Consider the following 25,463-nt stretch of genomic DNA (forward strand, 5'->3'; position numbering starts at 1 on the left):
GTCCATCGGGCCCCGTCCACGGTACTTGGCCCGCGCCCGGGCGGCGGGAGTGCCCCCGCCGCGCCGGTCCCGAGGCCGCCCCCGGGGTCACTCCCGGGCGGGCAGGTCCCCGACCCGGTTCTCCCATTTGGTGGAGAGGACGATGGTCGTCCTGGTGCGGGAGACACCCCGGGTGCCGCTGAGCCGGCGGATGGTCTTCTCCAGTCCGTCGACGTCGGAGGCGCGGACCTTGAGCATGTAGGAGTCGTCGCCCGCGATGAACCAGCAGTCTTCGATCTCGTCGAGGTCGCGCAGCCTGCGGGCGACGTCCTCGTGGTCGGCGGCGTCGGAGAGGGAGATGCCGATCAGCGCGGTGACGCCGAGCCCGAGGGAGGCGGCGTCCACCGTGGCGCGGTAGCCGGTGATGACACCCGCCGCCTCCAGCCGGTTGATCCGGTCGGTGACGCTGGGCCCGGAGAGGCCCACGAGCCGTCCCAGCTCGGCGTAGGAGGCCCTGCCGTTCTCGCGTAGGGCCTGGATGAGCTGCCTGTCGACCGCGTCCATAAACCTGGTGCCTTCCATATATTCAGCAATCCAGCGAGTATCAGAGTGAAACTAAGGCACGCAGGGGGCTGCCCCTGTGATGCCTGAAGATGTCCGGGTCTGCCGCTCCCGGTGCCCGGGTCCGCGTACGGATCCGCGCCGGCACCCGGGTGCTCAGGCGGGCGGCCCCGGCCGGTCCGCGCGGGCGGCGGACCCGAGTTCGCCCGCCCAGCGCCGGTAGAGCGTGTGCGGCACGCCCACCGCGTCCAGGGCCCGCCCGGCGACGAAGTCCACCAGGTCCTGGATATGGGCCGCCCCGGCGTAGAAGGCGGGCGATGCGGGCAGGACGACCGCCCCGGCGTCGTCGAGGGTGACGAGGTGCCGCAGGGTCTGCCCGTTGAGCGGGGTCTCCCGCACGGCCACCACCAGCGGCCTGCGTTCCTTGAGCGTCACGCTCGCGACCCGCTGGAGCAGATCCTTGGAGAGCCCGAGCGCCACCCCGGCGACGGCGGCCGTGGACGCGGGCACGATGAGCATCCCCTTGACGGGGTACGACCCCGAGGACGGCCCGGCCGCGAGATCGCCCGCGCTCCAGTAGCGCACACCGGCGAGGTCGGCCGCGGGAAAGGCCCGCGGCTTCCCGTCCGCGCCGCGGGCCAGCCACTCCCGCAGATCGTCCTGCCAGTGGGCGTCCCGGAAGGCGATCCCGGTCTCGTCGAGCAGGGTGAGCCGCGACGCGCGCGACACCACCAGATCGACGGCCTCACCGGCGTCGATCAGCCCCCGCAGCACGGCGGCGGCGAACGGCGTCCCGGACGCACCCGACACCCCGACGACCCACGGCCGCCGGCCGCCGTCCCCCGGCTCTTCTCGTGCTGGCACTTGTGCTGGCTCCACACGGGGAGCCTATCCGGCGCCCGTCATAGCCGATGTGTCAGGACGTACCCGTACGCTTCGGCCGGGCGGGGCTACTCGCCGGGGTCGGACAGCAGCACCGACGTATCGAAAACCAGCTTCCCCAGCGGTGTCTCCACCGTGACCTGGCCCCCGTACGGGACCGTGTCACGCCCCTGATATCCCTCGGAACCCGGGTTCCAGCGGATACCGACGGCACCCTTCATGGGATCGAAGATCAGGTAGACAGCAATGCCTCGGGCTGCGTAGTGCCGGTCCTTCACCTCGTAGTCGTTGCGGACACTGCCAGGCGAGACGACCTCGATGGCCAGCTCAACCACATCGGCGGGGTACACCGCGAGGTTCCGGCTCTTCTCCAGAGCGGGAATCACAGCGAGGTCGGGGCAGAACTCGTCCTCGTCGGTGAACGGCATTGCCACATCACTGACCAGGCCCCACTCCGCGCCCAACTGAGGTTCCAGTTGAGTCCACAGACGCACAATCGTGTCGTTGTGGAACGCGCGCACGGGACTCATCACGATATTGCCCTCGACAATCTCGGTGCGATAGCCGGGGAACATGTCCTCGAACCGGCTGAGCTGCGAGTGCAGGCGATCGGTCTCCGACGTCATCATGACAACCTCCCGTGTCCTGCCTCGATGGTAGGCCGGAGGCTAGCTAGACCGTCAGACCGCGCACCACCAGGTCTGCCAGGGCACACACGAAAAGCGTAATTCCGATGAACCCATTGACGGTGAAGAACGCCCGGTTCAGCCGGGACAGATCGTGCGGGCGGACGATCGTGTGCTCGTAGACGAAGGCCGCCGCCACGATCGCCAGGCCCACCCAGAAGAACGCCCCCGCGTCCGTCGCCAGGGCGTACCAGACCAGCAGGGCCATGGTCGCCAGATGGCAGAGGCGGGCGCCGTGGAGGGCGGCCGGGACGCCGAAGCGGGCCGGGACGGAGCGGACGCCCTCCGCACGGTCCGCGGTGACGTCCTGGGTGGCGAAGATCAGGTCGAAGCCGCCGATCCAGATGCCGACCGCCAGCCCGAGGATCACCGCGTCCCAGGACCAGGAGCCGGTCACCGCGAGCCAGGCGCCGATCGGCCCGATGGCCTGGGCCACGGCGAGAATGGCGTGCGGGAAGTCGGTGAACCGTTTGCCGTACGGATAGACGACCATCGGTACGACGGCGAGCGGGGCCAGCATCAGACAGAGCGGGTTCAGCGCGGCGGCCGCGGCGAGGAAGACGGCCAGCGCGATCAGCGCGCCCGTCCAGGCGGACCGGACGCTGACCGCGCCCGTGACGAGTTCCCGGCCCGCGGTGCGCGGATTGCGGGCGTCGATCTCGCGGTCGATGATCCGGTTGCAGGCCATGGCGAAGGTCCGCATGCCGACCATCGCCACGGTGACCACGAGCAGTTCGACCCAGTGGACGCTCCTGTCCACCTGGTACATGGCGGTCAGGGACGCGATATAGGCGAAGGGCAGTGCGAAAACCGAGTGCTCGATCATCACGAGCCTGAGGAAAGCCTTGACCTTGCCCCCGGCCGCAGGATCCGCGGCGCGCGCGCCGACGGCGGGATCCGCCGCCGTCACAGGCCGTACTCCTTCCAGCGCCGGTCCACCAGCGCCGCGGTGCCGGGGTCGGACTCGACCATGTTCGGCCAGCCGCGGGTGTAGCCCTCCTCGGGCCACTTCGCGGTGGCGTCGATACCCGCCTTGCCGCCCCAGAACTGCTGGTACGAGGCGTGGTCGAGGTGGTCGACCGGGCCCTCCACCACGGTCAGGTCACGGGCGTAGTCCGTGTTCCCGAAGGCCCGCCAGGCCACTTCGTGGAGGTCGTGGACGTCGCAGTCCTTGTCGACCACGATGATCAGCTTGGTCAGGGACATCATGTGCGCGCCCCAGATCGCGGACATGACCTTCTGCGCGTGCTTGGGGTAGCGCTTGTCGATCGACACGATCGCGCAGTTGTGGAAGCCGCCGGCCTCGGGCAGGTGGTAGTCGACGATGTCCGGCACGATGATCTTCAGCAGCGGCAGGAAGAACCGCTCGGTGGCCCTGCCCAGCGGTCCGTCCTCCGTCGGCGGACGCCCCACCACGATCGACTGGAGCAGCGGACGCTTCCGCATGGTGATGCAGTCGATCTTCAGTGCGGGGAAGGGCTCCTGCGGGGTGTAGAAGCCGGTGTGGTCGCCGAACGGCCCCTCGGGGAGCATCTCCCCCGGTTCCAGCCAGCCCTCGACGACCACTTCGGCCTGTGCGGGCACCTGGAGCGGCACGGTCTTGCAGTCGACCATCTCGATGCGCTTGCCCTGGACGAATCCGGCGAAGAGGTACTCGTCGATATCGCCGGGCAGCGGCGCGGTGGAGGCGTAGGTGACGGCGGGCGGGCAGCCGAAGGCGATGGCGACCGGCAGCTTCTCCCCGCGCCTGGCCGCGACCTGGTAGTGGTTGGCGCTGTCCTTGTGGATCTGCCAGTGCATGCCGATGGTCCGGCGGTCGTGCCGCTGGAGCCGGTAGAGCCCGAGGTTCCGTACCCCGGTCTCCGGGTCCTTGGTGTGGGTGAGCCCCAGGTTGAAGAAGGATCCGCCGTCCTCGGGCCAGGTGAACAGCGCGGGCAGCAGGTCGAGGTCGACGTCGTCGCCCTGGAGGACGACCTCGTGCACCGGGGCGTCCTTCACCTTCTTCGGCGGTACGTGGATCATCGAGCCGAGCTTCCCGAAGGCCTCGCGCACCCCGATGAACCCGTGCGGAAGCTCCGGCTTCAGCAGTCCGCCGATCTTGTCGGAGATTTCGGAGTACGACTTCAGCCCCAGCGCCTTCAGCAGCCGGCGGTCCGTCCCGAAGACGTTCATCGCCAGCGGCATCGACGCACCGCGCACATTCTCGAAGAGCAGGGCGGGCCCGCCCGCCTTGTTGACCCGGTCGACGATCTCGCCGACCTCCAGATGCGGGTCGACCTCGACCTTGATGCGCTTGAGGTCTCCCTCGCGCTCCAGGGCCCTGAGCAGGGAACGAAGATCCTCATATGCCATGGGCCCCAGTATCCGGTACCGGCTACCCTGGCCACGTCACCGGGGCCCGCCCGCGCCCCGCCGCCTCTCGCCGAAGGACCGCCCGCTCATGCTCCGGTATCTGCCGTTCCTTCTGGTCCTGGCGCTGTGGATCTACGCCTTCATCGATGTGCTGAACACCCCGAAGGACGAGGTCCGCAACCTCCCCTGGATCGTCTGGGTGATCATCGTCCTGCTCTTCGGCGAGGTCCTCCTCGGCCCGATCGCCTGGTTCGCCGCGGGCCGCCCGCGCCGTACGGCCGCTTACGGCGGCGGTGGCGCATTCTCCCCGGGCGGCCGCCGCGGCGGCGGCTGGGTCGCCCCGGACGACAACCCCGACTTCCTGAAGTCCCTGGACGACGAGGGCAGGAAGGACAAGCCCAAGAACCAGAAGGACTCCAGGGACCCCAAGGACTCCAAGGACGACGAGAAGTAGGGACGTCAGCGCAGCTCGGGCTTGGCCGAACGCGACATCAGCTCCTTGACGGCCCCCTGCGGCGAGACCCCTTCGTGGATGACCCGGACGACGGTCTCGGCGATCGGCATCTCCACCCCGTGGCGTTCGGCGAGGTCGAGGACCGAGCGGCAGGACGTCACACCCTCGGCAGTCTGCTTCATCGCGGCCGCCGCCTCGGCGACGGTCAGCCCCTTCCCGAGGTTGGCACCGAACGTGTGATTGCGCGACAGCGGCGACGAACAGGTCGCGATGAGATCCCCCATCCCCGCGAGCCCGGCGAGCGTCTGGGGATTGGCGCCCATCGCCACGCCCAACCGGCCGGTCTCGGCGAGCCCCCGCGTCATCAGAGCGGCCTTGGTGTTGTCGCCCAGCCCCATGCCGTCCGCGATGCCCACGGCGAGGGCGATCACGTTCTTCACCGCACCGCCAAGTTCACAGCCGACGACGTCGGTGTTGGTGTAGGGGCGGAAGTACGGGGTGTGACAGGCGTGCTGGAGCCGCTCGGCGACCGCCGTATCGGCACAGGCGACGACGCTCGCGGCGGGCTGACGCCGCACGATCTCACCCGCCAGATTGGGCCCGGAAACCACCGCGATCCGCTCGGGCCCCGCGCCGGTGACGTCTGCGATCACATCGCTCATCAGCATGTCGGTGCCCAGTTCGACCCCCTTCATCAGAGAGACCAGAACCGTGTCGGCTGCGAGCACCGGCGCCCAGGCCGTCAGGCTCTTCCGCAGATGCTGGGCCGAAACGGCGAGGACCGCGATCCCGGCGCCGTCCGCGGCCTCCGCCGCGTCGGTGGTCGCCCTGACGCTGTACGGAAGCTCGGCGTCCGGCAGATAGTCGGGATTGCGGTGGGTCGTGTTGATCGCCTGTACGAGTCCGGGCCGACGCCCCCACAGCGTGACGTCGCACCCTGCGTCGGCCAGGATCACGGCAAAGGCCGTGCCCCAGGAACCAGCTCCGAAGACGGCGACACGAGTGGGCACCACGAACGTCCTTTCCCAGCGGGCGGATCGCGCTGTCAGGCCGTAGCGTACGGCTCCCCGGAGGGATCCGGCCCCCTCCTCAAGGTGATGAGGAACGCGCGGCGGTCATCGAGGGTCGGCAGCGATCTGCGGGCTTCGCGGATCATGCTGTCCGTCTGGGCGTCGCCGACATCCCGCCGGAGTTCCTCCTCGTGGTCCGCCCAGAGCCGGTAGAGCCGACGCCACATGGCGGGTTCGTCGGGCCGGGCGTCCTCTGCGACGAGTTCCAGTCCCACGGCGGCCGCCCGCTCGGACCAGGGCGAAGGAGCCGAGTGGCGTCTCGCAGTGGTCAACGCCATCCGGCCACCGGGCCTCAGCAGCCGCCGGGCCTCCAGCAGCGCCCCCATCGGGCTCTGGGCCTTGCCGAGGGTGTCGATGCAGACGATCCCGTCCGCGCAGCCGTCCGGCAGTCCCGTCCGCTCCATGGTCGCCACGCGGAAGTCGGCACGGCCAGGGGGCAGGAAGTACGGTCGGCGCGCTGCGGCCAGTCCGATCGCCACCGGCGAGATGTCGATCCCGGTCAGGTGTACGGAATGGGCCCGGGCCAGCCACAGACCGATGCCTCCGGTGCCGCATCCCAGATCGACGAGCCGCTGTCCGGGCCGGAGGCGGAGCCGGGCCACCAGAAGCCCGAGGAGGGGCCAGTCACAGGAGCTGGAAGCCTGGATTTCCGCGGGGTGGTCGTCGCCCATGGCCAGGGCGTACAGCCGGGCCACCAGTGGTGTTGACGCCCGGCCACGGTGGAACGCGTCGTATGCGTCGGCGACCCCGCGGGGCCCGCTGTCCGGGACGCGGTCGTCAGCCATGGCGTACGCCGGGACGGGGAATGGAGCGTGTCATCCGCATCTCCAGTCCGGGGCCGACGACTTTCACCCCGGCGAAGGAAGGCCGCCATGGCAGGTCGACGGCTATCGGCTCGTAGCCCGTGACCGCGGCCACCCGCTCGGAGACGGCAGCGACCTCGGTGGCGAACTCCCCGAACGTCGCGTCGTACGCCTCGGTCAACGGTGTCCAGTCACCGTCGTACGGTCCCGCCGGATCGGGACGCGATGGTGCCGAGGCGAAGGCGTTCTCGTGCGACCCCAGATCGTCCCGGGTGCCCGCGATGCATGTGAGCCGGGACTGAGCGGCTTCCGTCAAGGCCCGGGAGAGCGCGATGCCCGGGTCCCGGTGGCAGCCCGACCCGGCGAAAACCACGGGATAGTCCTCCGCCCAGATGTAGGCGGCGCAGACCGGGATTCCGTACGCATTCCGCACCAGCGCGATCTCCAGGAACATGGCGGCGTCCAGAAAGCGTCCGATGAGGCCGGAGCAGTAGGCATCCGTGACCGTGGCGGGATCGACCAACTCGCGCATCGCGCCGCCACCGAGGTGGTCGCGGTGCAGGGTGTCCCGTTCGATCAGCTCGTAGAGCGCGTGGAGAAGTGCCTCGTCCCGTGTGTTTCCGGTGGCCAGACCGTTGCTGGTGACGTGGAAGACGTCGAATGCCCCGGGAGTGTGTTCGGCCCGGCGGCGGGCCAGATCGGCCGGCACCGGAATCTCCGCCCCCGAGATCAGCCCTCTTCCTTCGGTCCAGTCGAGCGGAAGCCGCGTCAGCCCCTCATGGCGAGTCTTCACCGGCAGGGCGGACATCGGGTACGGCGGACGGAGACGGTGGTGGGAGACGCGCGCGACAACGGGAAGCGGCTGCTCGACGAGCCACAGCTCCGCTCCCTCCATGACGGCGGAGATCCGGGCCAGGGTGTCGTCCGCCCCTTTGCCCTGCGAGGTGACCAGCGTGTGGGAGTTCGGCCGGATGGCCGTCCACACGGGGATTCCCAGATGGTCGAGGCCGGTGAGTCCGGCAACCCTGGTTATTCCAAGCAGGGGTAATTCCGGTTCGAGGGCCCGCCAGGTCTGTTCCGGCGACCGGGCCCGCACGGTTCCGCGGGAGAGGACCCGGCTCATACCTGCTCCCTGTTCCTGAGAATTCCCAGAACAAACGGCTTGACGGCATCGACGGCTTCCCGCTCGCCCTGGAATCCGCGCTCCCAGGACTCGCCTTCGAGTAACTTCCCAGAAACCGACCAGACGGCGGACAGAACGGTGCGAGCAATCTCGCCCCTGATCGCTTCGGGGAAGAACCCGGGATGGGTGCGGGTCCTCTCCTCGTTCGACCTCAGGCAACGCATGATGGCAGCCCGGTCGGCCCGGGTCTCATGGCGCAGGAGCAGGTCCACCGTTGCCCGGTGCGCCAGGTCGAGATCGGGGCGGACTGCCACGCAGGCCAAGGCGGGCGCGAGCCGCTGAGCTTCCGCCCGGCGGAGAAAGCGGTGCCACAGGCTCTTGAAGTCGGGGTCGAAGATCTGCTGGTAAGCCACTCGGTGCCGGGTCTTCAGGACGAAGCCGTCCATCTGTGTCGCAGTGAACTCGTTGTGCCACCGACGAAAGCACCGGGTGTTCCAGACCAGACCGGTCGGGGGTGCGGCACTTGGCGCACGGTCGAGATTCAGAGCCGTTTCCAGGGCCAGAACGGCATCGGCACGTTTCACATCGCCGAAGTAGGGGTCGTCGTGGAGCCGGTCCTTCAGCCACCAGCCGAAGGCCGGTGCACCGCAGTTCCGGCCGGTGGACAACAGAACGCGGAGGGAACGGTGGGCATAGAAGACCTTCTTCAGCTCCGCCAGGATCAGATCCGACGCCTCCGGGTCGATAACTCCTTCACTCACTGCGAGGCGGAGCACCTTCCGAACGTTGACCAGGGGCCAGCTGTACGCGGACAGATCCGGAGCAGCGGCCTGCGCGACAGCTACTTCGTCGTCTCCGGCCAATTCCCCGGTGGCGTAGGCGGTGTAGATCTCCCCCACGCCGACCATGCCGCAGTTGGCCAGTTCGGCGGCGCGCAGAGCCCCGATGCTCGCCGCGCCCAGGACGCGAACCCCTCGGGACAGCGTCCAGATGATCTCCTTGTGCCGCACGGCGGGAGCGTGGTGAAAGACACCGTCGATGATCAGAACCGTGTCATCGGGCGTGATCCCGGGGCGTAGGAGGTCGCCGTGCCCGATAGGCGGTCGTGGGACGAACCGGGAGTCGGCGAGAGCGGGATCGCCGGGGTGCAGGGTGGGACCGGTGAAGACATGGACGGCCACAGTCACTCCTTCTGGGCCGGGCAACCATGTGGGCGCCCGGCCGCGGCCTCAGAACGTGTAGCACTCCTCCTGCTCGACGTCCTCGGACTGCACGATCGCGGACGGGTCGACCAGGTCCGCGACGTCGATTTCCTGCAACTCTGCCGCCTGAGCAACGAGCTGCGACTTCGCCTGCTCCATCCGTTCTCCTCCCCGAAGTGGTGTACCACCATTGGCCGGTCCACCCCCGGGTTGTCCAGGGGCGGACCGGCCAACGTCGTCAGTGCCGGGCGGCGTAGCTGAGGAAGGCGGTCCAGGCGGTCGGGGGACGGGTGCGTACGAGACGCGAAAGCCCGCGCCGCGGTGAACGCGGCACGGGCTTCCGGGAGGCGGCGGGGGGCTACGCGTAGGAGTGCAGGCCCTGCACGAACATATTGACGCCGTAGTAGTTCCACAGCCAGCAGGCGAAGGCGATCAGGCCCAGCACCGCGGCCTTGCGGCCCTTCCAGCCGGCCGTGGCGCGCGCGTGGAGGTAGCAGGCGTACGCGACCCAGGTAATGAAGGACCAGACCTCCTTGGGGTCCCAGCCCCAGTAGCGGCCCCAGGCGTCGCCCGCCCAGATCGCGCCCGCGATGATGGTGAAGGTCCAGAGCGGGAAGACGGCCGCGTTGACCCGGTACGCGAACTTGTCGAGGGTCGCGGCTGACGGCATGCGGTCCAGGACCGAGGTGGCGAAGGCGCCCGGCTTCTCGCCGCGGGCCAGCTTCGCCTCGTACGAATCGCGGAACAGGTAGACCACCGAGCCCGCCGCGCCGAGGTAGAACACCGCGCCGCAGAAGATGGCCGTGGAGACGTGGATGACCAGCCAGTACGAGTCCAGGGCCGGGACGAGCTGGTCGCTCTCGGTATAGAAGACCGTCGTCGCCAGACCGAGGTCGGCCAGGATCGTGCCGGTGAGCAGCAGGCCCATCCAGCGGATGTTCTTCTTCGCCGCGAGGAACGCGAGATAGGTGCCGACGGCGACCGCGCCGAAGGTGATGGAGAACTCGTACATGTTCCCCCACGGCACCCGCTGCACCGAGATCGCGCGGGCGACGACGCCCGCGGTCTGGAGGGCCCAGGCGAGGACCGTCAGGGAGATCGCGATCCGGCCGTACAGATCGCCCTTCTCCGTACCGCCCGCGGCGCCGGGGCCGTCCGGGACGTCCCGGCTGCCCGTGGCGGAGCGGGTCACGACCTTCGGCTTGTCGAGGACGGCGGTGCTGCCGTCCTTGCCGCGGACCTGGACCGCGGGGGCCGCGGCCCCGGCGGCGGGCCGGTTCGCGGTCAGTGCGGCGGCGGTACGGCCGACCTTGCTGCGGCTGCCGAAGATCCACTCGGCGATATGCGCGAGGAAGGCGAGGGTGTACACGGCCATCGCGGAGTAGATCAGCGTATTGCTGTACTCGGCGAAGGTCTCGTTCGTCGCGGCGGCGAGATTCACTTCTCAGCCCCTTCGGAAGTTACTGCGGGATCGTGAGGGTCGGCGGCGGCGTCGGGGTCGGTGGGGGCGGGCTTTTCGGCCGCGTCGCTGCTGCCGGTGCCGGTGTCGGTGCCGGTGGTCTTCGCGGGGGGCGAAGGCTCCGCGTCATTCTCCCCGGGCTCCGGGTCCGGCGCCGACGGGGCCCGGTCGTGCAGCTGCGCCGCGAGTTCGCCCAGCTCCTCCGGGAGCTTCGCCGACTCGCTGCGGCCGAGGCCCGCCATCTCGACGACGGTCACCCCGTCCCGGCCGGTCACCGCCCGCACCCACACCCGGCGGCGCTGGACGAAGAGCGAAGCGGCCAGTCCGCCGATCGCGGCGATACCGCCCGCCAGCGCCCAGCCGTTGCCGGGGCGCTCGGAGATCTGGAAGCTGGCCCACTCGACGGTGCTCTCGTACGTGATCGAACCGGCGCCGTCCGGGAGTTTCATCGACTCGCCGGGCATCAGCAGGGCCTTGAGGATCTCGCCCTTCTCGTCCTTGAACTGGACGAGCTTGCGGGTGTCGAGCTGGTAGACGTTCTGCGGCAGACCGGAGTCCACGCCCAGGCTGCCGCGGTAGGCGTTGACCGCGAGGACGGGGAAGTCGAGGGCGGGGAAGGTGGAGAACATCGGGTTGGCGGCCGAGGTCCCGCCACCGTGCTCCTCCTTGCTGCCGAAGGTCGGCACGAACCACGCCTTGAAGCCGAGCTGGTCCTTCTTGCCGTTCTTGTCGCGGTAGCCGTCCATCACCTTGATGGCACCGCTGGAGGTGATGTTGCCGTCGACCGGCAGCAGCGGGACGGCGGCCTTGTCGAGGACGACCTTGCCCCGGCCGTCGCGGACGGTGATCACGGGCGCGTAGCCGTGCGAGAGCAGGTGGATCTTGGAGCCGTCGATGGTCAGCGGCTTGTTGACCTCGATGACCGCGTCCTTCTCCGCGCTCCCCGGCTTGCCCCAGCGGATGGCCGCCTCGAAGGTGCGGGCGGTGCCCTTCTGGGGGCCGCTCTTCTCGTAGGTGGCGGTGAAGCTCTTGAGGTCGAACCAGAACGGGTCGAGGTTGTCCGTGTCGTACAGGGCGCCGGAGCGGAAGTCGTCGTACTGCGTGAGCGTGTTCGCGAAGCCGTCGCCCTCGACGATCAGCTTTCCGCCCTCGGACTTGAAGAGCTGGCCGGCGGCGAAGGCCAGCAGCATCACGATCAGGGCGACGTGGAAGACCAGGTTCCCGGCCTCGCGCAGATAGCCCTTCTCGGCGGCGACCGCGTCGCCCGCGATCCGGGCCCGGAAGCGGCGCTTCTTGAGGAGGGCGAGGGCGGCCTCGCGGACCTGCTCGGGCTCGGCGTCCGTACGCCATGTCGTGTACGCGGGCATCCGGGTCAGCCGGCCGGGCGCGGCCGGGGGGCGGCCGCGGAGCTGTCCGACGAACTGCCACGACCGGGGCACGATGCAGCCGATCAGGGAGACGAACAGCAGGATGTAGATCGCGGAGAACCAGACCGAGCTGTAGACGTCGAAGAGCTGGAGCTTCTCGAAGACCGGGGCCCAGAACTCGTTGTTCTCCTTCCAGGTCTGCACCTTGAGGTCGTCGACCATCCGCTGCGGGATCAGGGAGCCCGGGATCGCGGCGAGGGAGAGCAGGAAGAGCAGGATCAGCGCGACCCGCATGGAGGTGAGCTGGCGCCAGAACCAGCGGGCCCAGCCGATGACACCGAGGGACGGGCCGCTGCTGAGGGTCGCGAGGAGTTCCTCGCGGGGCGCGGTGGAGAGCTGGGCTCCGGCCGCCGCCTCCCGGGAGTCCTCGTCGGGCGGCTGCGCCGCCCGGTCGCGGCCCTGGGTGTCCGTGTTGCTCATGGAGGTCAGATCCCTACCGTGAAGTCGCTCGTCCAGACCTGCACCTGCTGCATCATGAGGTCCCAGACTCCGGTCAGCATGAGCACACCGGTCGCGATCATCATGATGCCGCCGATCCGCATGACCCAGACGTAGTGCTGCTTCACCCAGGCGAACGCGCCGAGCGCCTTGCGGAAGGCGAGGGCGGTGAGGATGAAGGGCAGTCCGAGGCCGAGGCAGTAGGCGAAGGTGAGGGCGGCGCCGCGGCCCGCGCTGCCCTGCTCGGCGGCGAGTGACATGGCCGCCGAGAGTGTGGGGCCGATACAGGGGGTCCAGCCGACGCCGAACAGCGCGCCCAGTATCGGGGCGCCCGCCAGACCGGTGGCCGGGCGGGTGTGGAAGCGGTACTCGCGACGGGTCAGCCAGGGCATCGCGCCCATGTAGAAGGCGCCCATCAGCACCATCAGCACACCGAGGACCCGGGTGAGGGTCTCCTGGTGCTCGAAGAGCGTCGCACCGAAGTAGCCGAAAAGGGCGCCGCCCGAGACGAAGACGGCGGAGAAGCCGAGGACGAAGAGGGAGGCGCCGAGGAGCATCCGGCCGCGGCGGGCGTCGGCGAGATCGGTGCCGCTGGTCCCGGTGACGTACGAGAGGTAGCCCGGGACCAGGGGAAGGACGCACGGGGAGAAGAACGAGACCAGCCCGCCGAGGACCGCGAGCGGCACGGCGAGCAGCAGGGTGCCGCCGAGCACGGTGGTGTTGATGTCGGTCGACGCGAGGACGACCGCCGGCTCCACGTACGTCACGGGGTCACTTCTCCGCGATCAGGGGGTCGATCATGGAGCGGAGTTCCTTCTCGGAGACCGCCTTGAGGGCGCGTGCCGCGATCTTCCCGTCCCGGTCGAGGACGACCGTGGAGGGGATGGCCTGCGGATTGAGCGTCCCCGCGGGGAAGCCGCCGACGATCAGCTTGCCCTTGGGGTCGTACAGGCTGGGGTAGGTGACCTTGTAGTCCTTCTCGAACGCGATCGCCGGGCTCTTGTTGAGGTCGCGGGTGTTGATCCCGACGAACTCGACGCCGTTCGCCTTGGTCTCGTTGGCGACCTTGACCAGGGCGGGTGCCTCGGCCCGGCAGGGCGGGCACCACGAGCCCCAGACATTGAGGACGACGATCTTGCCCTTGAAGTCCGCGACGTCGAGCGGCTCCCCTTCGAGCGTCTTGCCGGCGATCTCGGCGACCGGCTTGCGGTCCGCCTTGGCGACGGTGGAGATACCGCCGGTACTGGTGACGAACTTGGTCTGCCCGCCGCCGCCGGAGGTGCCGCCGGAGGTGCAGGCGGACAGGGTGAGCGCCCCGGCAGCGGCCAGGGCGGCCGTCAGGGCAGCGCGATGTGCACGGCGATGGCTCATGTGAAAAGTTTCGCATGGGGGATTTGGCGATCTTTCCGGCCCCCCTCCATGCCCGCAAGCACCCCATTGGGGACAGAGCGCCCTTTGTCAGGCGGTCTTAAGGAAAGTGTTCCAGCCGCCTTCCGGCTTCCGCCCGACGTCGAGGGTGCGGAGCCTGGCGAGGACGGCGGGGTCCTGGACGTCCAGCCAGTCGCAGAACTGGCGGAACGAGACCAGGCGGACGTCCTTCCGCCCGGCCATGCCCTTGATCGCGTTCTCGACGGCGTCCATGTAGATACCGCCGTTCCACTGCTCGAAATGGTTGCCGATGAAGAGCGGCGCGCGGTTGCCGTGGTAGGCGCGTTCGAAGCCCTTCAGATACGCGCCGGTGGCCTGCTGGCGCCACCCGGGGCGTTTGGCGGTGACGCCGTTGGAGGAGAAGCCGGACTGGTTGACCATGAAGTTGTAGTCCATGGAGAGCACCTCGAAGCCGCGGCCGGGGAAGGGCAGCGACTGGAGCGGGAGGTCCCACAGGCCCTTGCGCCGGACGGGCCAGACCTGGCGGCCGCCGGGCGAGCTGGCGTCGTACCGCCAGCCGAGCTTCTTCGCGGTCGGCAGGAGCTTGTCCTGCCCCAGCAGACAGGGAGTCCGGCCGCCGACGAGTTCCTTGCGGTAGTCGAAGGGGAGCGGGGCGATATCGGTCCAGCCGGTGCGGGTGCGCCATGTGGTGACGAAGTCCATGGCCTGGGAGATCTCGTTCTCCCAGTCGGCGGACGTCCAGCGGGCCACGGAGCGCGGGCCGTCGCCGCAGAAATGGCCGTTGAAGTGGGTGCCTATCTCATGGCCGTCGAGCCACGCCTGTCGCAGCAGCTTCAGGGTGTCCTTGATATGGGCGTCGGCGAGATAGCCGATGTCGGACGCACCGACCTGGTTGTTCGGCGGCCGGTAGAGATCTTTCTTCGATTCCGGCAGGAGGTATATACCGGAGAGGAAGAAGGTCATCTTCGCGTCGTACTCTTCGGCGATCTTGAGAAAGCGGGGGAACTGTCCGTCGCCGACATCGCCCGCGCCGTCCCAGGAGAAGACCACGAATTGCGGCGGGGCCTGTCCCGGCAGCAGCTTGACCGGGGGCGGGGGCTGGTTGGGCTGGGGGCCGGTATCGGCGGTGGAGCCGTCGCCTATCGGCTTCGCGGGGCGGGTGAAGGGCGAATCGGCGGGTGCCGGGCGGCCGCTCTGGGCCGAGGCGCCGCCGGTGCTTTCCTCTCCGCCGGTTCCGCCGGTTGGGCCGGTTGGGCCGGTTCCGCCGGAGAGGATTCCGCAGCCCGCGATTCCGCTCGCCGCGGCGACGGTGAGCCCCGCTCCCAGAAGTCCCCTGCGGCTCATGGGCGCACGGTTGTTGTCACGCATGTCGATCGTCCCCGCCTGTTCCGGTCCGCCCGTGTTCACCACGAACAGATAAGGAGAGGGCGGGGGCGTTGGGCCGGTTCCTGAATTCGGTCCCGAAATGCGGCGGGGCCGGAGGTACGGGTCGTTCCGCACATCCGGCCCCGGGACTTTCGGCCCCATTCGTCGACGGACGATCAACATTCGAGGTTGTTCGGGAACCCTTTTCCCCGGATTTCCGTCGGACACCCGGACACCCGGACACCCGGACACCCGGACACCCGGACACCCGGACACCCGGACACCCGGACACCCGGACAGGCCGGGCTCCGCGCCGGACGGGTCAGGCCCCGAAGGCCTTCGACTTGCCCTTGACGGGCTTCGCCCCGGCCCGCAGATGCGGCGGGACCAGGTCGAGCGCCGGTTCCGTATAGGCGACGGAGACGATCTTGTCTCCTTCGTACGTGAACGAGGTCAGCGACGCGAGCGTGCACTGGCGGCGGCGCGGATCGTGCCAGAGCCTGCGGCGCTCCACGAAGCTGCGGACGATCCAGATCGGAAGCTGGTGGCTGACGCAGACGGCCTCGTGGCCCCGGGCCGCGTCACGGGCGGCGTCCAGGGCCCCCATCATCCGTACGACCTGCTCGATGTACGGCTCGCCCCAGGACGGGCGGAAGGGGTTGGTGAGATGCCGCCAGTTGCCCGGCTTGCGCAGGGCGCCGTCCCCGACGCCGAAGGTCTTGCCCTCGAAGACGTTGCCCGCCTCGATCAGCCGGTCGTCGACGGCGATGTCCAGGCCGTGGCTCTTGGCGACCGGGTCGGCGGTCTCCCGGGCGCGCTCCAGCGGGGAGGAGACGATATGGGTGATATCGCGGTCGGCGAGGGACTCGGCGACCTTGTCCGCCATCTGCCGGCCCAGTTCGGAGAGGTGGTAGCCGGGGCGGCGGCCGTAGAGCACACCGTCGGGGTTGTGCACCTCGCCGTGCCGGAGGACATGGACGACGGTACGGACGGGCTTGCCGTCCCGCTGTCCGTCCGCGGCCGCCTGCGCCCCGGCCGTGACCTCCGCGCTCATGCCGTGGCCTCCGCTGCGGCGCGTGCGGCGGCGGGCAGGGCGGCGGCGATCCGCTCGACGGCCCGGGAGTCGTGCGCGGTGGAGACGAACCACGACTCGAAGGCGGACGGCGGCAGATAGACGCCGTTCGCGAGCATGGAGTGGAAGAAGGCGTTGAAGCGGAAGGATTCCTGCCGCTTCGCGTCGTCGTAGTTGTTGACCTCGTCGGCGGTGAAGAAGACCGAGAACATGTTGCTCGCGGTCTGGAGCCGGTGGACCACGCCCTCCTTGGTCAGCGCTTCGGTGACCAGCGTCCGGATCTCGGCGGAGACCGCGTCCACCGTCGCGTACGCCGCCTCGTCGAGCAGCCGGAGCTGGGCGAGCCCGGCGGCGGTGGCGACCGGGTTCCCGGAGAGGGTGCCGGCCTGGTAGACGGGTCCGGCGGGGGCGAGCCGGCCCATGACATCGGCCCGGCCGCCGAAGGCCGCGGCCGGGAAGCCGCCGCCCATGACCTTGCCGAAGGTCATCAGGTCCGGTTCGACGCCGTCGACGCCGTACCAGCCGGCCCTGCTGGTACGGAAGCCGGTCATCACCTCGTCGGAGATGAACAGCGCGCCGTTCTCCCGGCAGAGGTCCTTCAGGCCCTGGTTGAAGCCGGGCAGCGGCGGGACGACGCCCATATTGCCCGGGGACGCCTCGGTGATCACACAGGCGATCTCGCCGGGGTGGGCGGCGAAGGCCGCGCGGACCGCTTCGAGGTCGTTGTAGGGCAGCACGACGGTCTCGCCCGCCTGGGCACCGGTGACACCCGGGGTGTCGGGCAGGCCGAAGGTGGCCACGCCCGATCCGGCGGCGGCCAGCAGCGCGTCCACATGGCCGTGGTAGCAGCCGGCGAACTTGACCACCTTGGCGCGGCCGGTGAAACCGCGGGCCAGCCGGATCGCGGACATCGTGGCCTCGGTGCCGGAGGAGACCAGCCGCACCTGCTCGACGGGGGCGATCCGGGCCACGATCTCCTCGGCGAGGGCGACCTCGCCCTCACCGGGCGTACCGAAGGAGGTACCCCGGGCGACCGCCTCCTGGACGGCGGCGAGCACCTCGGGCCGGGAGTGGCCGAGAATCATCGGTCCCCAGGAACAGACGAGGTCGACGTACTCGCGGCCGTCCGCGTCGGTCAGATACGGGCCGGAGCCGGACACCATGAACCGGGGCGTACCGCCCACGGCACGGAAGGCGCGCACGGGAGAGTTGACGCCGCCGGGCGTGACGGCGGAGGCGCGGTCGAACAGCGCCTGGGAGACTGGGGCTTCGTATGGATACGACACTTTGGCCACTCTGTCCTGATCTGCGATTCGAGGGTGGGGGCGGCCGAAGGCCCGTCGGACGGTTGATCTCGGCCACGATTGAGGGAGGAGGGCGTACTCCTCGTATTACGAAACGGCGTCAGCCTCCTCGCATCTGCGAAACTGGGGCCACACAGGGAAGACTCATGGAATCCATGGTGTCAGAGGCCCCTGCCGTTCCTCGCGGACAGGTGTTTCACCGTTCGCCCGAGGGGGAGGCAACTGTCACGATGATCGGGTTGCACGGCGGGGCCGGCGAGTGGTCGGGTGGAGATATGTATCGCGGTGGCGGACTGGGCGAGGGGACCGGCGACCGGGGCCCTGAGCCCACCGGACGGGGAAGACACCGGCGCGGTGGCGCGGGCGACCCCCACCCGGACGCGCACGCAGATGCGAACGCACGTGCGAACGCCTTCGACGCGGGCGCCATGTCAGGCAGGAGCGCCCGGGTGGGAGTGACGTACAAGTACTTCGGCGCACCCGACGGCGCGACGGCCGCCAGAGTCCCGATCTCGATGCGCCCCGAGGAGCTGGGCGGCGACGAGCTGGGCATGGGCGGGCTCTTCTCCAAGATCAAACCCGAGACGATAGCCGCGATGGTCCTGACGGGCATAGAAGGCATGCCCCTGCACCGGGTCCCGCCGCTGGAGCTGGTGGTCCTCCACCCCGACTACGCGGTCGTCAAGCTGCCCATGACCGTCGTCGACCCGCTGCGCGGCGTGGGCGAGGAGTCGGTGGGCGCGGCGGCGTTCATCTGGTCCACGGTCCCCGACCGGGGCGGACCGCGGGACGCGTTCAACGTCTACCAACTGCTCCACGAGTGGCAGGACTTCTCGCACCGGCTGCACGAGGCGGGGCACCAGCCGTACTGTCTCGTCTGGCCCTGACGGCACGCCCGGCCCGGCTGACCCCGGGCGCCGGTTCACCGAGCCTGCGCCCCTGATGACCGGCTGCCTTCCGGAGCGCCCGGTGACGGTTCACGGCGCCCCGCGCGCGGCCCGGGGCCGTGGGGCGGAAACCTGTTACGGCGCCGCGGGCGGGTGGCGGTCGGGGCGAACGCGGGGGCCGGGGGCTGCACGGCACGGCGGTGGCCGGGGCCGAGGGGCCCCGGGCGGTGGGCTGCACCGAGGTCGCGATCCGCCGGCCGGGGCCGGTGAGCACCTTCATCCGGCGGTACGCGGCCCAGGTCGACGAGGGCGGGTATCCGGGGGACGGCGCGGCCGTCGACCTCCAGCTCGCGGTGGTCGAGCACCAGTTGCACGCGGCGGAGGCGCATGGCGTGGACAACCGGCTGCCGGAGCTGCTGAAAACGCTGATGCTGGAGGCCATGGCGAAGGGGCACGGCCAGGACAGCTTCGGCAGCGTCGTCGAGGTGCTGCGAAGGGCGCGCGGGGCTGAGGGGCCCCGGTGCGGGTGAAAGGGCAGGTCGGGGGCGTTGTCAGACCCTCGTTCTAGCCTGGCTGTCATGGAGACCACAGGAGCGGCAGTACGGATCGAACCCTGGTCGGAGTCGGATCTCCCGCTGCTCCGGGCTGCCAACGCCCCGGAGTTGATGACGGAGCTGGGCGGGCCCGAGACCGAGGAGAAGCTCCTCGCCCGGCACCGCAGATATGTGGCGCTGGCCGCGAACCCCTCGGCCAAGGGCCGGATGTACGCGATCGTGCTGGCCTCGACGGGCGAGCGGGTGGGGACGGTCGGTTTCTGGGAGCAGACCGCGACCTCGGACGGCCAGGCGGCGTACGAGGCGGGGTGGGGGGTCCTGACAGCGTTCCAGGGCCGCGGGCTGGCGTCGGCGGCGACCCGGCTGGTGGCCGGGGCGGCGCGGGCCGAGGGCCGGTTCCGCTATCTGCTCGCGTATCCGAAGGTGACGAACGCCGCGTCGAACGCGGTCTGCCGGAAGGTGGGATTCGAGCTTCGGGGCGAGGTCGGGTTCGAGTATCCGCCGGGCAATCCGATCAGATCCAACGAATGGCGGCTGGACCTGAGACCGGAGGACGGGCCCGCGGGGGTGTGAGGCGGAGCGTCAACGGCGGGCGGAAGGCGGCGGGCCGGGGCGTCGGAGGGGCCGGGGCGTCGGAGACCAGGACATCCGGTCCGGGAGGACATCCGAGGCCGCGATGTCGGAGGCCGGGACATTCGAGGCCGCGACATTGGAGGCCGGGACGTCGGAGAATCCGGATGCCCCGGTGCGGCCGCCGGTGACATCCTGACCGGGTGAACGGACCGCGTATCCACGTCAGTGTCGCCCCCGAGCTGCGGCTCTTCGTCCCCTCGGCCCATCGGGAAGGGCCGTCGGAGCTGATGACCGACGGCTCCTCCACCCTCGGGCACGTCATCGAGTCGCTGGGTGTTCCGCTCACCGAGGCCGGACGGCTCGTGGTCGACGGCCGGACGGTCGCCTTCTCGCATATCCCGAGCGCGGGCGAACGCGTGGAGGTTCTCGGCCACATCCGGCCGCAGCAGGTGCCGGGCGCTCCACTGCGGTTCCTGCTCGACGTCCATCTCGGCACGCTGGCGCGGCGGCTGCGGCTGCTGGGCGTGGACGCGGCCTACGAGAGCGAGGACATCGGTGATCCCGCGCTGGCGGCGCTCTCGGCACGGGAGCGGCGGGTCCTGCTCTCCCGGGACCGGGGGCTGCTGCGGCGGCGGGAGATCTGGGCGGGGGCGTACGTCTACAGCGACCGCCCGGAGGAGCAGGTACGCGATGTGCTGGGGCGGTTCGCCCCGGAGCTGGCGCCCTGGACCCGCTGCACGGCGTGCAACGGCCGCCTGGTGGAGGCCGACAAGGAGACGGTACGGGAACAACTGGAGCAGGGCACGCGGCGGACGTACGACGTCTTCGCGCAGTGCGCGGACTGCTCCCGCGTCTACTGGCGGGGCGCCCACCACGCCCGGCTGGTCGGCATCGTCGACGAGGCGCTGGCGGAGTTCGGCCCGCGGGCGGCTCGGTAGGCGGGGTCCGGGGCGGGGTGGGTGCCTGCGGTTCGGGGCCGGCACCGGGGCGGGGTGGGTGCCTGCGGTTCGGGGCCGGCACCGGGGCGGGGTGGGTGCCTGCGGTTCGGGGCCGGCACCGGGGCGGGGTGGGTGTCTGCGGTTCGGGGCCGGATCCGGGCCGGCCGGGGTGCCGGGCCGGGTCAGGCGGAGGCCGTCAGCCTGCGGGCGCCGCGCCGCAGTCCGTGCCAGAGGAGACCCAGCGCGGTGGACTGCACCAGGGCCCCGGCCGCGACCAGGCCGAGGTAGGCGGGCCAGAAGAACAGGGTCCCGTCCGGTACGAGGGAGCCGACCGACGACACCAGGAACAGGCTGGTGGGGGCGGTGAGCAGGGCGGGCCACACCCAGATCAGCCCGGTGTCCGGGACGAGGAAAGTGGTCGCCGCGGCGACGACGACGGATCCGCCGACGATCACGAGATAGGCGGCGGAGGCGATGTTGGCAATGGCGAGGCGGTAGAGCGTGCGGGCGTTCATCGGTCTCCCCCGAGGTCGTTGATGGTTCCAGCATCGGGAGGAACCGAACCCCGGGCGTGAGTACGCGTACCCAATTCGGTGTGTGTATCCGCGGGCCGACTGGTGCCGCGGGCGCTGCGGCGAGTCAGAACGCGTAGGCGTCGCCGGTGGCCGGGGCGAGGATCTCGTGGAGGTTGTTCCGGGGCTCGCGGTCGTGCGCGCCACCGTTCCAGTGGGTGGCGACCTTGACCGTCACCTCGTCGGGGGTGCCGGAGGTCCGCAGGTCGAGCGCGGTGCGGCGGACCGTACCGCCGACCCGGAGGGCTCCGGTCGAGCAGAGCACGACCCGGTCCGAACCCCAGACGCAGGTCCCCGGCAGGGCCTGGCCGCGGGCGAGCCGGGTGGAGAAGGACAGCTTCAGCGTGGCGTCGGTCAGACTCGCGGGCCCGTGGCTGCGGGATTCCACGGTGACTTCGAGCCGTCCGGCGTCGGTGAGCGTGACATAGCCGTGGTGGGCCACATCGGCGACGGGCACGGCCGGGGCGGTCGCCGCGGGCTCCGGACCGGTGGCGGCGGCGGCCGCGGCGGTGGCGGTACCGGCCCCGGACAGCAGTGGGAGCAGCGGCAGAAGTGCCGTGGCGGCGGCGAGCGGCAGCCGGAGCGGCGACGGCGACGGCGATCCTGACCGCGGTTGGAAGGGGAACCGGAACCGGAGCGGCGTCCGGGGCGGGGACCCGGCCCGCCGGGCGTTCGACATCACATCCATGCCGATAAAAATACCTTTCGGCTTGGAATATCCGCTTTAGCCGTGGCCTCGGCGCGTCCCGTCCCGGCCCCCCGTGGCAGGCTGTGCGCATGCTTGTCGCCCGCTCCGTCCTGCTCTTCGCCGTGGCCGCCCTGTTCGAGATCGGTGGTGCGTGGCTCGTCTGGCAAGGCGTCAGGGAGCACCGCGGGTGGATCTGGATCGGGGCGGGCGTGATCGCGCTCGGCGCGTACGGTCTGGTCGCCACGCTCCAGCCGGACGGCGAGTTCGGCCGGATCCTGGCCGCGTACGGCGGTGTCTTCGTCGCCGGTTCGATCGCCTGGGGCATGGTCGCCGACGGCTACCGCCCCGACCGCTGGGACGTGACCGGTGCTCTGATCTGTCTGGCGGGTATGGCGGTGATCATGTACGCCCCGCGCGGCAACGGCTGACCCGCGGGCGGCGCCGTGCCCGTGCGGTTCCGCGCCCCTGCGGCCCGGCGCCCGTGCGAGTCGGGCGCTCCCGCCCCGTACCCCCGCCTCTCCCCCGTACCCCCGCACCTCTGTACCCCCGCACCTCTGCACCCCTTATATCCCCGCATCCCCCGCGCATCCGTACCCCCGTACGGCCGTCGCCCGCCCGAGGAGGCCACTGTGACCACCGAAGAGACGACCCCCGCGACGCCTCCCGCCAAGACCGCAGCGCCGGGCGGCGGCGGACGGCGGAGCGCGCCCGTGGCCGTGGTCACCGGGGCCAGCAGCGGCATCGGCGCCGCCACCGCGCGCGGACTCGCCGCCGAGGGCTTCCACACCGTACTCGTGGCCCGCCGCGCGGACCGGATCACGGAGCTGGCGGCGGAGCTGACCGCCGCCGGGCATCTGGCCTCCGTCCACCCGCTCGACATCACCGACCGAGCCGCCGTCGACGCCTTCGCGGCCGGGCTCGACCGCTGCGACGTGCTGGTCAACAACGCGGGCGGGGCGCTCGGCGCGGACCCCGTGGCCAGCGGCGACCCCGCCGACTGGCGGTGGATGTACGAGGTCAACGTCCTGGGCACGCTGAACGTCACCCAGGCGCTGCTGCCCGCGCTCACGGCGAGCGGCGACGGCACGGTCGTCGTCGTCACCTCCACCGCGGCCCACGGCGCCTACGAGGGCGGCGGCGGCTATGTCGCGGCCAAGCACGCGGAGCACGTCATCGCCGAAACCCTCCGGCTGGAGATCGTCGGCACCCCGGTCCGGGTCGTCGAGATCGCGCCGGGCATGGTGAAGACGGACGAGTTCGCCACGACCCGCTTCCGCGGCGACACGGAGAAGGCGGCCCGGGTCTACGAGGGGGTGGCATCCCCCCTGACCGCCGAGGACGTCGCGGCCACGGTGGTGTGGACGGTCACCCGCCCCTCCCACGTCAATATCGACCTGCTGGTCGTCCGCCCCCGCGCCCAGGCCTCCAACACCAAGGTCCACCGGGAGGCGTGACCCGCGCGCGCCGGGCGGAAACGTAACGGCCGAAGTGCCCGGGGCGGAGATCCAGCGCTGTGACCGAGGGGCATGGGGCGACCGGGGAGGGGACGCCTCAGCGGTCGAGGTCGAAGACCGGTACCCCGAGACGTTCGTACGCCTCGGGCTCGACCGTGGCCACCAGAGCGGCCGCTCCCCATTCGGGCAGATGCCGGACCGCATGGCATGCGGCTGCCACCCCCGGGGGCACACCGTCACCGCACAGGCCCGCGACCGCGAGAACGGCCGGGAAATCGAGGTCGACGGTGTGGATGACGTCCAGCCTGCCGATGCGCTCGGCGAGACCCCGGTGTTCCCGATCCGCTTGGAGCACCGAAAGAACCGGAGCCCACAGGCGCATTTCCGGCTCCAGGCCGGCCCGGTGCACCAGCGCGGACACCTGGCGGTTACCGGCGAGGGCGAGCAGCGCAGGCGTGTCGAGCACGAGGTGGTGCAGGATCACGCCGCGTCCTCCGGGGACCCGGTGAAGGCGTCGCGAAGCCTGCGGCCCATGGCGGCGCTCTCCTCCTCCGTCACGCGGACACCGAAGTGCTCAGCGAGGTAGTCGCGGGTGCGGTCGGCGCGCTCCCGGCGCTCCCCCTCGGTCAGCGTCTCCTCGGCGAACTCCTGCACCAGGGAACGGATGGAGAGGCCCCGGGACTCGGCGACCACGGCGACCACGGCGATCACGGCGAGACGGTCCCGCACCTCGGCCGGGACTCTGATCATGGCGTCGGACATACCCCGATGCACCGCGGCGTATACAGGAACGTACACGCCCCGCGATGCGCCTTGCCGAGGGGCGGCTCTCCCCCGCCCGCCGGGCCTCCGCCCCTCCCCCTCAGCCCTTCACACAGACGACCTGCTTCAGCTTCGCCACGACCTCCACCAGGTCCGTCTGGGCCTGGATGACCTGTTCGATGGGCTTGTACGCGCCGGGGATCTCGTCGACCACACCGCTGTCCTTGCGGCACTCCACGCCCCGGGTCTGGTCCTCCAGATCCTGGGTCGAGAAACGCTTCTTCGCCTGGTTGCGGCTCATCCGGCGGCCGGCGCCGTGGGAAGCGGAGTTGAAGGACTTCTCGTTGCCCAGACCGCGCACGATGTACGAGCCGGTGCCCATGGAGCCGGGGATGATCCCGTAGTCGCCGGAACCCGCGCGGATCGCGCCCTTCCGGGTGACCAGCAGGTCCATACCGTCGTACCGCTCCTCCGCCACGTAGTTGTGGTGGCAGGAGATGACCTCGCCGAAGGTGACCTTCGCCTTCCGGAACCGGCCGCGGACGACCTCCTGGAGCAGGCCCATCATGATCGCGCGGTTGTACTTGGCGTACTCCTGCGCCCAGAACAGGTCGTTCCGGTACGCGCCCATCTCCGGGGTCTCGGCGAGGAAAACCGCCAGATCGGCGTCGACCAGGCCCTGGTTGTGGTCGAGCCCGCGGGCGATACCGATGTGGTGGTCGGCCAGCTCCTTGCCGATATTGCGGGAGCCGGAGTGCAGCATCAGCCAGACCGCGCCGTCCTCGTCCAGGCACACCTCGACGAAGTGGTTGCCCGAGCCGAGCGTGCCCATCTGCTGGAGCGCCCGCTCGCGGCGGAACTTCACCGCGTCGGCGACGGTGTCGAAGCGGTCCCAGAAACCGCTCCAGCCCTCCGGAGATGCGGTGGCCCCGAATCCGTACACCCGTCCCGTGTCCACCGGCTCGCCGTGCATCCCGCGGCCGACCGGGATCGCCTGCTCGATGCGCGACCGCAGCCCGGAGAGATCACCGGGCAGGTCGTTGGCCGTCAGGGACGACTTCACCGCGGACATTCCGCAGCCGATGTCGACTCCGACCGCCGCCGGGCAGACCGCGTCCTTCATCGCGATCACGGATCCGACCGTGGCGCCCTTGCCGTAGTGCACGTCCGGCATGACCGCGAGCCCCTTGATCCACGGCAGCGTGGCGACATTGCGCAGCTGTGCCATGGCGACGTCCTCGACGCCCGCCGGATCCGCCCACATCCGGATGGGAACCTGCTCCCCCGGAACCTCTGTGTACGACATGGGTGTCCCCCTTCTCCCCGTCCCCCGGAATATCCTCAAGATCAGTGAAACGCGGAATCGGCGCCGGCGCCCGCGCAGAACCCAGCGGAGCGGCGTCACGACCGCGTGTGCGATAGACATTGTGTCCACCGGCCGCTGTTCGGCGGCAACAGTTTTTTCCTGT

General features: G+C 70.4%; 29 protein-coding genes. 7 read left to right on the forward strand and 22 right to left on the reverse strand.

The window, feature by feature from the left end; translation table 11 throughout:
- Nucleotides 1–87 precede the first annotated feature (87 nt).
- From ACIQ9E_RS18125 to ACIQ9E_RS18145, 5 genes are all read right to left on the reverse strand, one after another.
- Entirely contained in the window at nucleotides 88–543 is a 456-nt protein-coding gene (locus tag ACIQ9E_RS18125) for an Lrp/AsnC family transcriptional regulator (protein ID WP_006347371.1), read from the reverse strand.
- Between the two features lie 153 nt (nucleotides 544–696).
- Complete coding sequence (locus ACIQ9E_RS18130; RefSeq protein ID WP_403707916.1) at nucleotides 697–1,404, reverse strand: UbiX family flavin prenyltransferase; 708 nt, start codon at nucleotides 1,402–1,404, stop codon at nucleotides 697–699.
- An 86-nt stretch (nucleotides 1,405–1,490) separates the two neighbouring features.
- On the reverse strand, nucleotides 1,491–2,051 hold the full coding sequence (locus ACIQ9E_RS18135; RefSeq protein WP_403707918.1) for a Uma2 family endonuclease: 561 nt from the start codon (nucleotides 2,049–2,051) through the stop codon (nucleotides 1,491–1,493).
- A 43-nt stretch (nucleotides 2,052–2,094) separates the two neighbouring features.
- Nucleotides 2,095–3,018, reverse strand: a complete 924-nt coding sequence (gene mqnP / locus ACIQ9E_RS18140; protein WP_403707920.1) for a menaquinone biosynthesis prenyltransferase MqnP — start codon at nucleotides 3,016–3,018, stop codon at nucleotides 2,095–2,097.
- Nucleotides 3,015–4,460, reverse strand: coding sequence for a menaquinone biosynthesis decarboxylase (locus ACIQ9E_RS18145; RefSeq protein ID WP_366257129.1), 1,446 nt, complete (start codon nucleotides 4,458–4,460; stop codon nucleotides 3,015–3,017). Before ACIQ9E_RS18145 ends, mqnP begins: the two co-directional genes overlap by 4 nt.
- 88 nt (nucleotides 4,461–4,548) lie before the next feature.
- On the opposite strand from ACIQ9E_RS18145, the gene ACIQ9E_RS18150 reads away from it, so the two are divergent.
- Complete coding sequence (locus tag ACIQ9E_RS18150) at nucleotides 4,549–4,914, forward strand: PLD nuclease N-terminal domain-containing protein (protein WP_403707923.1); 366 nt, start codon at nucleotides 4,549–4,551, stop codon at nucleotides 4,912–4,914.
- Between the two features lie 5 nt (nucleotides 4,915–4,919).
- Here the strand turns inward: ACIQ9E_RS18150 and ACIQ9E_RS18155 are convergent, their stop codons facing one another.
- The 12 genes from ACIQ9E_RS18155 to hemL all read right to left on the reverse strand — a co-directional run bounded on the left by ACIQ9E_RS18155 (nucleotide 4,920) and on the right by hemL (nucleotide 17,557).
- A complete protein-coding gene (locus ACIQ9E_RS18155; RefSeq protein WP_403707926.1) occupies nucleotides 4,920–5,927 on the reverse strand; it encodes an NAD(P)H-dependent glycerol-3-phosphate dehydrogenase in 1,008 nt (335 codons plus the stop codon).
- A 32-nt stretch (nucleotides 5,928–5,959) separates the two neighbouring features.
- On the reverse strand, nucleotides 5,960–6,769 hold the full coding sequence (locus ACIQ9E_RS18160) for a class I SAM-dependent methyltransferase (RefSeq protein WP_403707929.1): 810 nt from the start codon (nucleotides 6,767–6,769) through the stop codon (nucleotides 5,960–5,962).
- Nucleotides 6,762–7,910 (reverse strand): YcaO-like family protein, encoded by a 1,149-nt coding sequence (locus tag ACIQ9E_RS18165; protein ID WP_403707932.1) that lies wholly within the window; start codon nucleotides 7,908–7,910, stop codon nucleotides 6,762–6,764. The genes ACIQ9E_RS18160 and ACIQ9E_RS18165 overlap by 8 nt, the downstream gene beginning before the upstream one ends.
- On the reverse strand, nucleotides 7,907–9,091 hold the full coding sequence (locus ACIQ9E_RS18170) for a TfuA-like protein (RefSeq protein WP_403707936.1): 1,185 nt from the start codon (nucleotides 9,089–9,091) through the stop codon (nucleotides 7,907–7,909). The genes ACIQ9E_RS18165 and ACIQ9E_RS18170 overlap by 4 nt, the downstream gene beginning before the upstream one ends.
- Before the next feature lie 48 nt (nucleotides 9,092–9,139).
- Nucleotides 9,140–9,271 (reverse strand): hypothetical protein, encoded by a 132-nt coding sequence (locus ACIQ9E_RS18175; protein WP_403707939.1) that lies wholly within the window; start codon nucleotides 9,269–9,271, stop codon nucleotides 9,140–9,142.
- Between the two features lie 199 nt (nucleotides 9,272–9,470).
- A complete protein-coding gene (ccsB, locus tag ACIQ9E_RS18180; RefSeq protein WP_403707942.1) occupies nucleotides 9,471–10,553 on the reverse strand; it encodes a c-type cytochrome biogenesis protein CcsB in 1,083 nt (360 codons plus the stop codon).
- The gene (locus ACIQ9E_RS18185; RefSeq protein ID WP_403707945.1) at nucleotides 10,550–12,418 is read right to left on the reverse strand and encodes a cytochrome c biogenesis protein ResB; all 1,869 of its coding nucleotides are present in this window, start codon (nucleotides 12,416–12,418) and stop codon (nucleotides 10,550–10,552) included. The genes ccsB and ACIQ9E_RS18185 overlap by 4 nt, the downstream gene beginning before the upstream one ends.
- 5 nt (nucleotides 12,419–12,423) lie before the next feature.
- Complete coding sequence (locus tag ACIQ9E_RS18190; RefSeq protein ID WP_403707948.1) at nucleotides 12,424–13,203, reverse strand: cytochrome c biogenesis CcdA family protein; 780 nt, start codon at nucleotides 13,201–13,203, stop codon at nucleotides 12,424–12,426.
- Nucleotides 13,204–13,207: 4 nt separating this feature from the next.
- Nucleotides 13,208–13,807 carry a TlpA family protein disulfide reductase gene (locus tag ACIQ9E_RS18195; protein ID WP_403707951.1) on the reverse strand — a complete coding sequence of 200 codons (600 nt, stop codon included), beginning with the start codon at nucleotides 13,805–13,807 and terminating at the stop codon, nucleotides 13,208–13,210.
- 87 nt (nucleotides 13,808–13,894) lie between these two features.
- Nucleotides 13,895–15,193 carry a hypothetical protein gene (locus ACIQ9E_RS18200; RefSeq protein WP_403707954.1) on the reverse strand — a complete coding sequence of 433 codons (1,299 nt, stop codon included), beginning with the start codon at nucleotides 15,191–15,193 and terminating at the stop codon, nucleotides 13,895–13,897.
- Nucleotides 15,194–15,512: 319 nt separating this feature from the next.
- Nucleotides 15,513–16,244, reverse strand: a complete 732-nt coding sequence (locus tag ACIQ9E_RS18205; protein WP_403707957.1) for a histidine phosphatase family protein — start codon at nucleotides 16,242–16,244, stop codon at nucleotides 15,513–15,515.
- A complete protein-coding gene (hemL, locus tag ACIQ9E_RS18210) occupies nucleotides 16,241–17,557 on the reverse strand; it encodes a glutamate-1-semialdehyde 2,1-aminomutase (protein ID WP_403707960.1) in 1,317 nt (438 codons plus the stop codon). Before hemL ends, ACIQ9E_RS18205 begins: the two co-directional genes overlap by 4 nt.
- 284 nt (nucleotides 17,558–17,841) lie before the next feature.
- Here hemL and ACIQ9E_RS18215 point away from each other — a divergent pair, with 284 nt between their 5' ends.
- The 4 genes from ACIQ9E_RS18215 to ACIQ9E_RS18230 all read left to right on the forward strand — a co-directional run bounded on the left by ACIQ9E_RS18215 (nucleotide 17,842) and on the right by ACIQ9E_RS18230 (nucleotide 20,518).
- Complete coding sequence (locus ACIQ9E_RS18215; RefSeq protein WP_403707963.1) at nucleotides 17,842–18,453, forward strand: hypothetical protein; 612 nt, start codon at nucleotides 17,842–17,844, stop codon at nucleotides 18,451–18,453.
- 119 nt (nucleotides 18,454–18,572) lie between these two features.
- Nucleotides 18,573–18,983, forward strand: a complete 411-nt coding sequence (locus tag ACIQ9E_RS18220; protein ID WP_403707966.1) for a hypothetical protein — start codon at nucleotides 18,573–18,575, stop codon at nucleotides 18,981–18,983.
- 48 nt (nucleotides 18,984–19,031) lie between these two features.
- On the forward strand, nucleotides 19,032–19,580 hold the full coding sequence (locus tag ACIQ9E_RS18225) for a GNAT family N-acetyltransferase (protein ID WP_403707969.1): 549 nt from the start codon (nucleotides 19,032–19,034) through the stop codon (nucleotides 19,578–19,580).
- A 200-nt stretch (nucleotides 19,581–19,780) separates the two neighbouring features.
- Nucleotides 19,781–20,518, forward strand: a complete 738-nt coding sequence (locus ACIQ9E_RS18230; RefSeq protein WP_403707972.1) for a Mut7-C RNAse domain-containing protein — start codon at nucleotides 19,781–19,783, stop codon at nucleotides 20,516–20,518.
- Nucleotides 20,519–20,700: 182 nt separating this feature from the next.
- On the opposite strand, the gene ACIQ9E_RS18235 is transcribed toward ACIQ9E_RS18230, so the two are convergent.
- Together ACIQ9E_RS18235 and ACIQ9E_RS18240 are read right to left on the reverse strand one after the other, a co-directional pair.
- Nucleotides 20,701–21,033, reverse strand: coding sequence for an SCO4225 family membrane protein (locus ACIQ9E_RS18235; protein ID WP_403707976.1), 333 nt, complete (start codon nucleotides 21,031–21,033; stop codon nucleotides 20,701–20,703).
- Between the two features lie 124 nt (nucleotides 21,034–21,157).
- Nucleotides 21,158–21,778 carry a hypothetical protein gene (locus ACIQ9E_RS18240; RefSeq protein ID WP_403707979.1) on the reverse strand — a complete coding sequence of 207 codons (621 nt, stop codon included), beginning with the start codon at nucleotides 21,776–21,778 and terminating at the stop codon, nucleotides 21,158–21,160.
- A gap of 89 nt (nucleotides 21,779–21,867) precedes the next feature.
- Between ACIQ9E_RS18240 and ACIQ9E_RS18245 the strand changes: the two genes are divergently transcribed.
- Together ACIQ9E_RS18245 and ACIQ9E_RS18250 are read left to right on the forward strand one after the other, a co-directional pair.
- Nucleotides 21,868–22,206 carry a YnfA family protein gene (locus ACIQ9E_RS18245; RefSeq protein ID WP_006347402.1) on the forward strand — a complete coding sequence of 113 codons (339 nt, stop codon included), beginning with the start codon at nucleotides 21,868–21,870 and terminating at the stop codon, nucleotides 22,204–22,206.
- A 282-nt stretch (nucleotides 22,207–22,488) separates the two neighbouring features.
- Nucleotides 22,489–23,232 carry an SDR family NAD(P)-dependent oxidoreductase gene (locus ACIQ9E_RS18250; RefSeq protein WP_403708169.1) on the forward strand — a complete coding sequence of 248 codons (744 nt, stop codon included), beginning with the start codon at nucleotides 22,489–22,491 and terminating at the stop codon, nucleotides 23,230–23,232.
- A gap of 97 nt (nucleotides 23,233–23,329) precedes the next feature.
- Here ACIQ9E_RS18250 and ACIQ9E_RS18255 read toward each other — a convergent pair whose 3' ends face one another.
- The 3 genes from ACIQ9E_RS18255 to ACIQ9E_RS18265 all read right to left on the reverse strand — a co-directional run bounded on the left by ACIQ9E_RS18255 (nucleotide 23,330) and on the right by ACIQ9E_RS18265 (nucleotide 25,300).
- Nucleotides 23,330–23,716, reverse strand: coding sequence for a hypothetical protein (locus ACIQ9E_RS18255; protein WP_403707982.1), 387 nt, complete (start codon nucleotides 23,714–23,716; stop codon nucleotides 23,330–23,332).
- The gene (locus ACIQ9E_RS18260) at nucleotides 23,713–23,994 is read right to left on the reverse strand and encodes a hypothetical protein (protein WP_403707985.1); all 282 of its coding nucleotides are present in this window, start codon (nucleotides 23,992–23,994) and stop codon (nucleotides 23,713–23,715) included. The genes ACIQ9E_RS18255 and ACIQ9E_RS18260 overlap by 4 nt, the downstream gene beginning before the upstream one ends.
- 100 nt (nucleotides 23,995–24,094) lie before the next feature.
- Complete coding sequence (locus ACIQ9E_RS18265) at nucleotides 24,095–25,300, reverse strand: RtcB family protein (RefSeq protein ID WP_403707988.1); 1,206 nt, start codon at nucleotides 25,298–25,300, stop codon at nucleotides 24,095–24,097.
- Nucleotides 25,301–25,463 lie beyond the last annotated feature (163 nt).

The sequence above is a fragment of the Streptomyces sp. NPDC094448 genome (genome assembly GCF_044763775.1).
GTDB lineage: Bacteria > Actinomycetota > Actinomycetes > Streptomycetales > Streptomycetaceae > Streptomyces.

Coding starts and splice junctions, on each gene's coding strand:
- ACIQ9E_RS18125 (WP_006347371.1), bottom strand. CDS start 543: ATGGACGCGGTCGACAGGCAGCTCATCCAGGCCCTACGCGAGAACGGC.
- ACIQ9E_RS18135 (WP_403707918.1), bottom strand. CDS start 2,051: ATGATGACGTCGGAGACCGATCGCCTGCACTCGCAGCTCAGCCGGTTC.
- ACIQ9E_RS18145 (WP_366257129.1), bottom strand. CDS start 4,460: ATGGCATATGAGGATCTTCGTTCCCTGCTCAGGGCCCTGGAGCGCGAG.
- ACIQ9E_RS18150 (WP_403707923.1), top strand. CDS start 4,549: ATGCTCCGGTATCTGCCGTTCCTTCTGGTCCTGGCGCTGTGGATCTAC.
- ACIQ9E_RS18160 (WP_403707929.1), bottom strand. CDS start 6,769: ATGGCTGACGACCGCGTCCCGGACAGCGGGCCCCGCGGGGTCGCCGAC.
- ACIQ9E_RS18165 (WP_403707932.1), bottom strand. CDS start 7,910: ATGAGCCGGGTCCTCTCCCGCGGAACCGTGCGGGCCCGGTCGCCGGAA.
- ACIQ9E_RS18175 (WP_403707939.1), bottom strand. CDS start 9,271: ATGGAGCAGGCGAAGTCGCAGCTCGTTGCTCAGGCGGCAGAGTTGCAG.
- ACIQ9E_RS18185 (WP_403707945.1), bottom strand. CDS start 12,418: ATGAGCAACACGGACACCCAGGGCCGCGACCGGGCGGCGCAGCCGCCC.
- ACIQ9E_RS18195 (WP_403707951.1), bottom strand. CDS start 13,807: ATGAGCCATCGCCGTGCACATCGCGCTGCCCTGACGGCCGCCCTGGCC.
- ACIQ9E_RS18200 (WP_403707954.1), bottom strand. CDS start 15,193: ATGCGTGACAACAACCGTGCGCCCATGAGCCGCAGGGGACTTCTGGGA.
- ACIQ9E_RS18205 (WP_403707957.1), bottom strand. CDS start 16,244: ATGAGCGCGGAGGTCACGGCCGGGGCGCAGGCGGCCGCGGACGGACAG.
- ACIQ9E_RS18215 (WP_403707963.1), top strand. CDS start 17,842: ATGTATCGCGGTGGCGGACTGGGCGAGGGGACCGGCGACCGGGGCCCT.
- ACIQ9E_RS18225 (WP_403707969.1), top strand. CDS start 19,032: ATGGAGACCACAGGAGCGGCAGTACGGATCGAACCCTGGTCGGAGTCG.
- ACIQ9E_RS18235 (WP_403707976.1), bottom strand. CDS start 21,033: ATGAACGCCCGCACGCTCTACCGCCTCGCCATTGCCAACATCGCCTCC.
- ACIQ9E_RS18240 (WP_403707979.1), bottom strand. CDS start 21,778: ATGGATGTGATGTCGAACGCCCGGCGGGCCGGGTCCCCGCCCCGGACG.
- ACIQ9E_RS18245 (WP_006347402.1), top strand. CDS start 21,868: ATGCTTGTCGCCCGCTCCGTCCTGCTCTTCGCCGTGGCCGCCCTGTTC.
- ACIQ9E_RS18260 (WP_403707985.1), bottom strand. CDS start 23,994: ATGTCCGACGCCATGATCAGAGTCCCGGCCGAGGTGCGGGACCGTCTC.
- ACIQ9E_RS18265 (WP_403707988.1), bottom strand. CDS start 25,300: ATGTCGTACACAGAGGTTCCGGGGGAGCAGGTTCCCATCCGGATGTGG.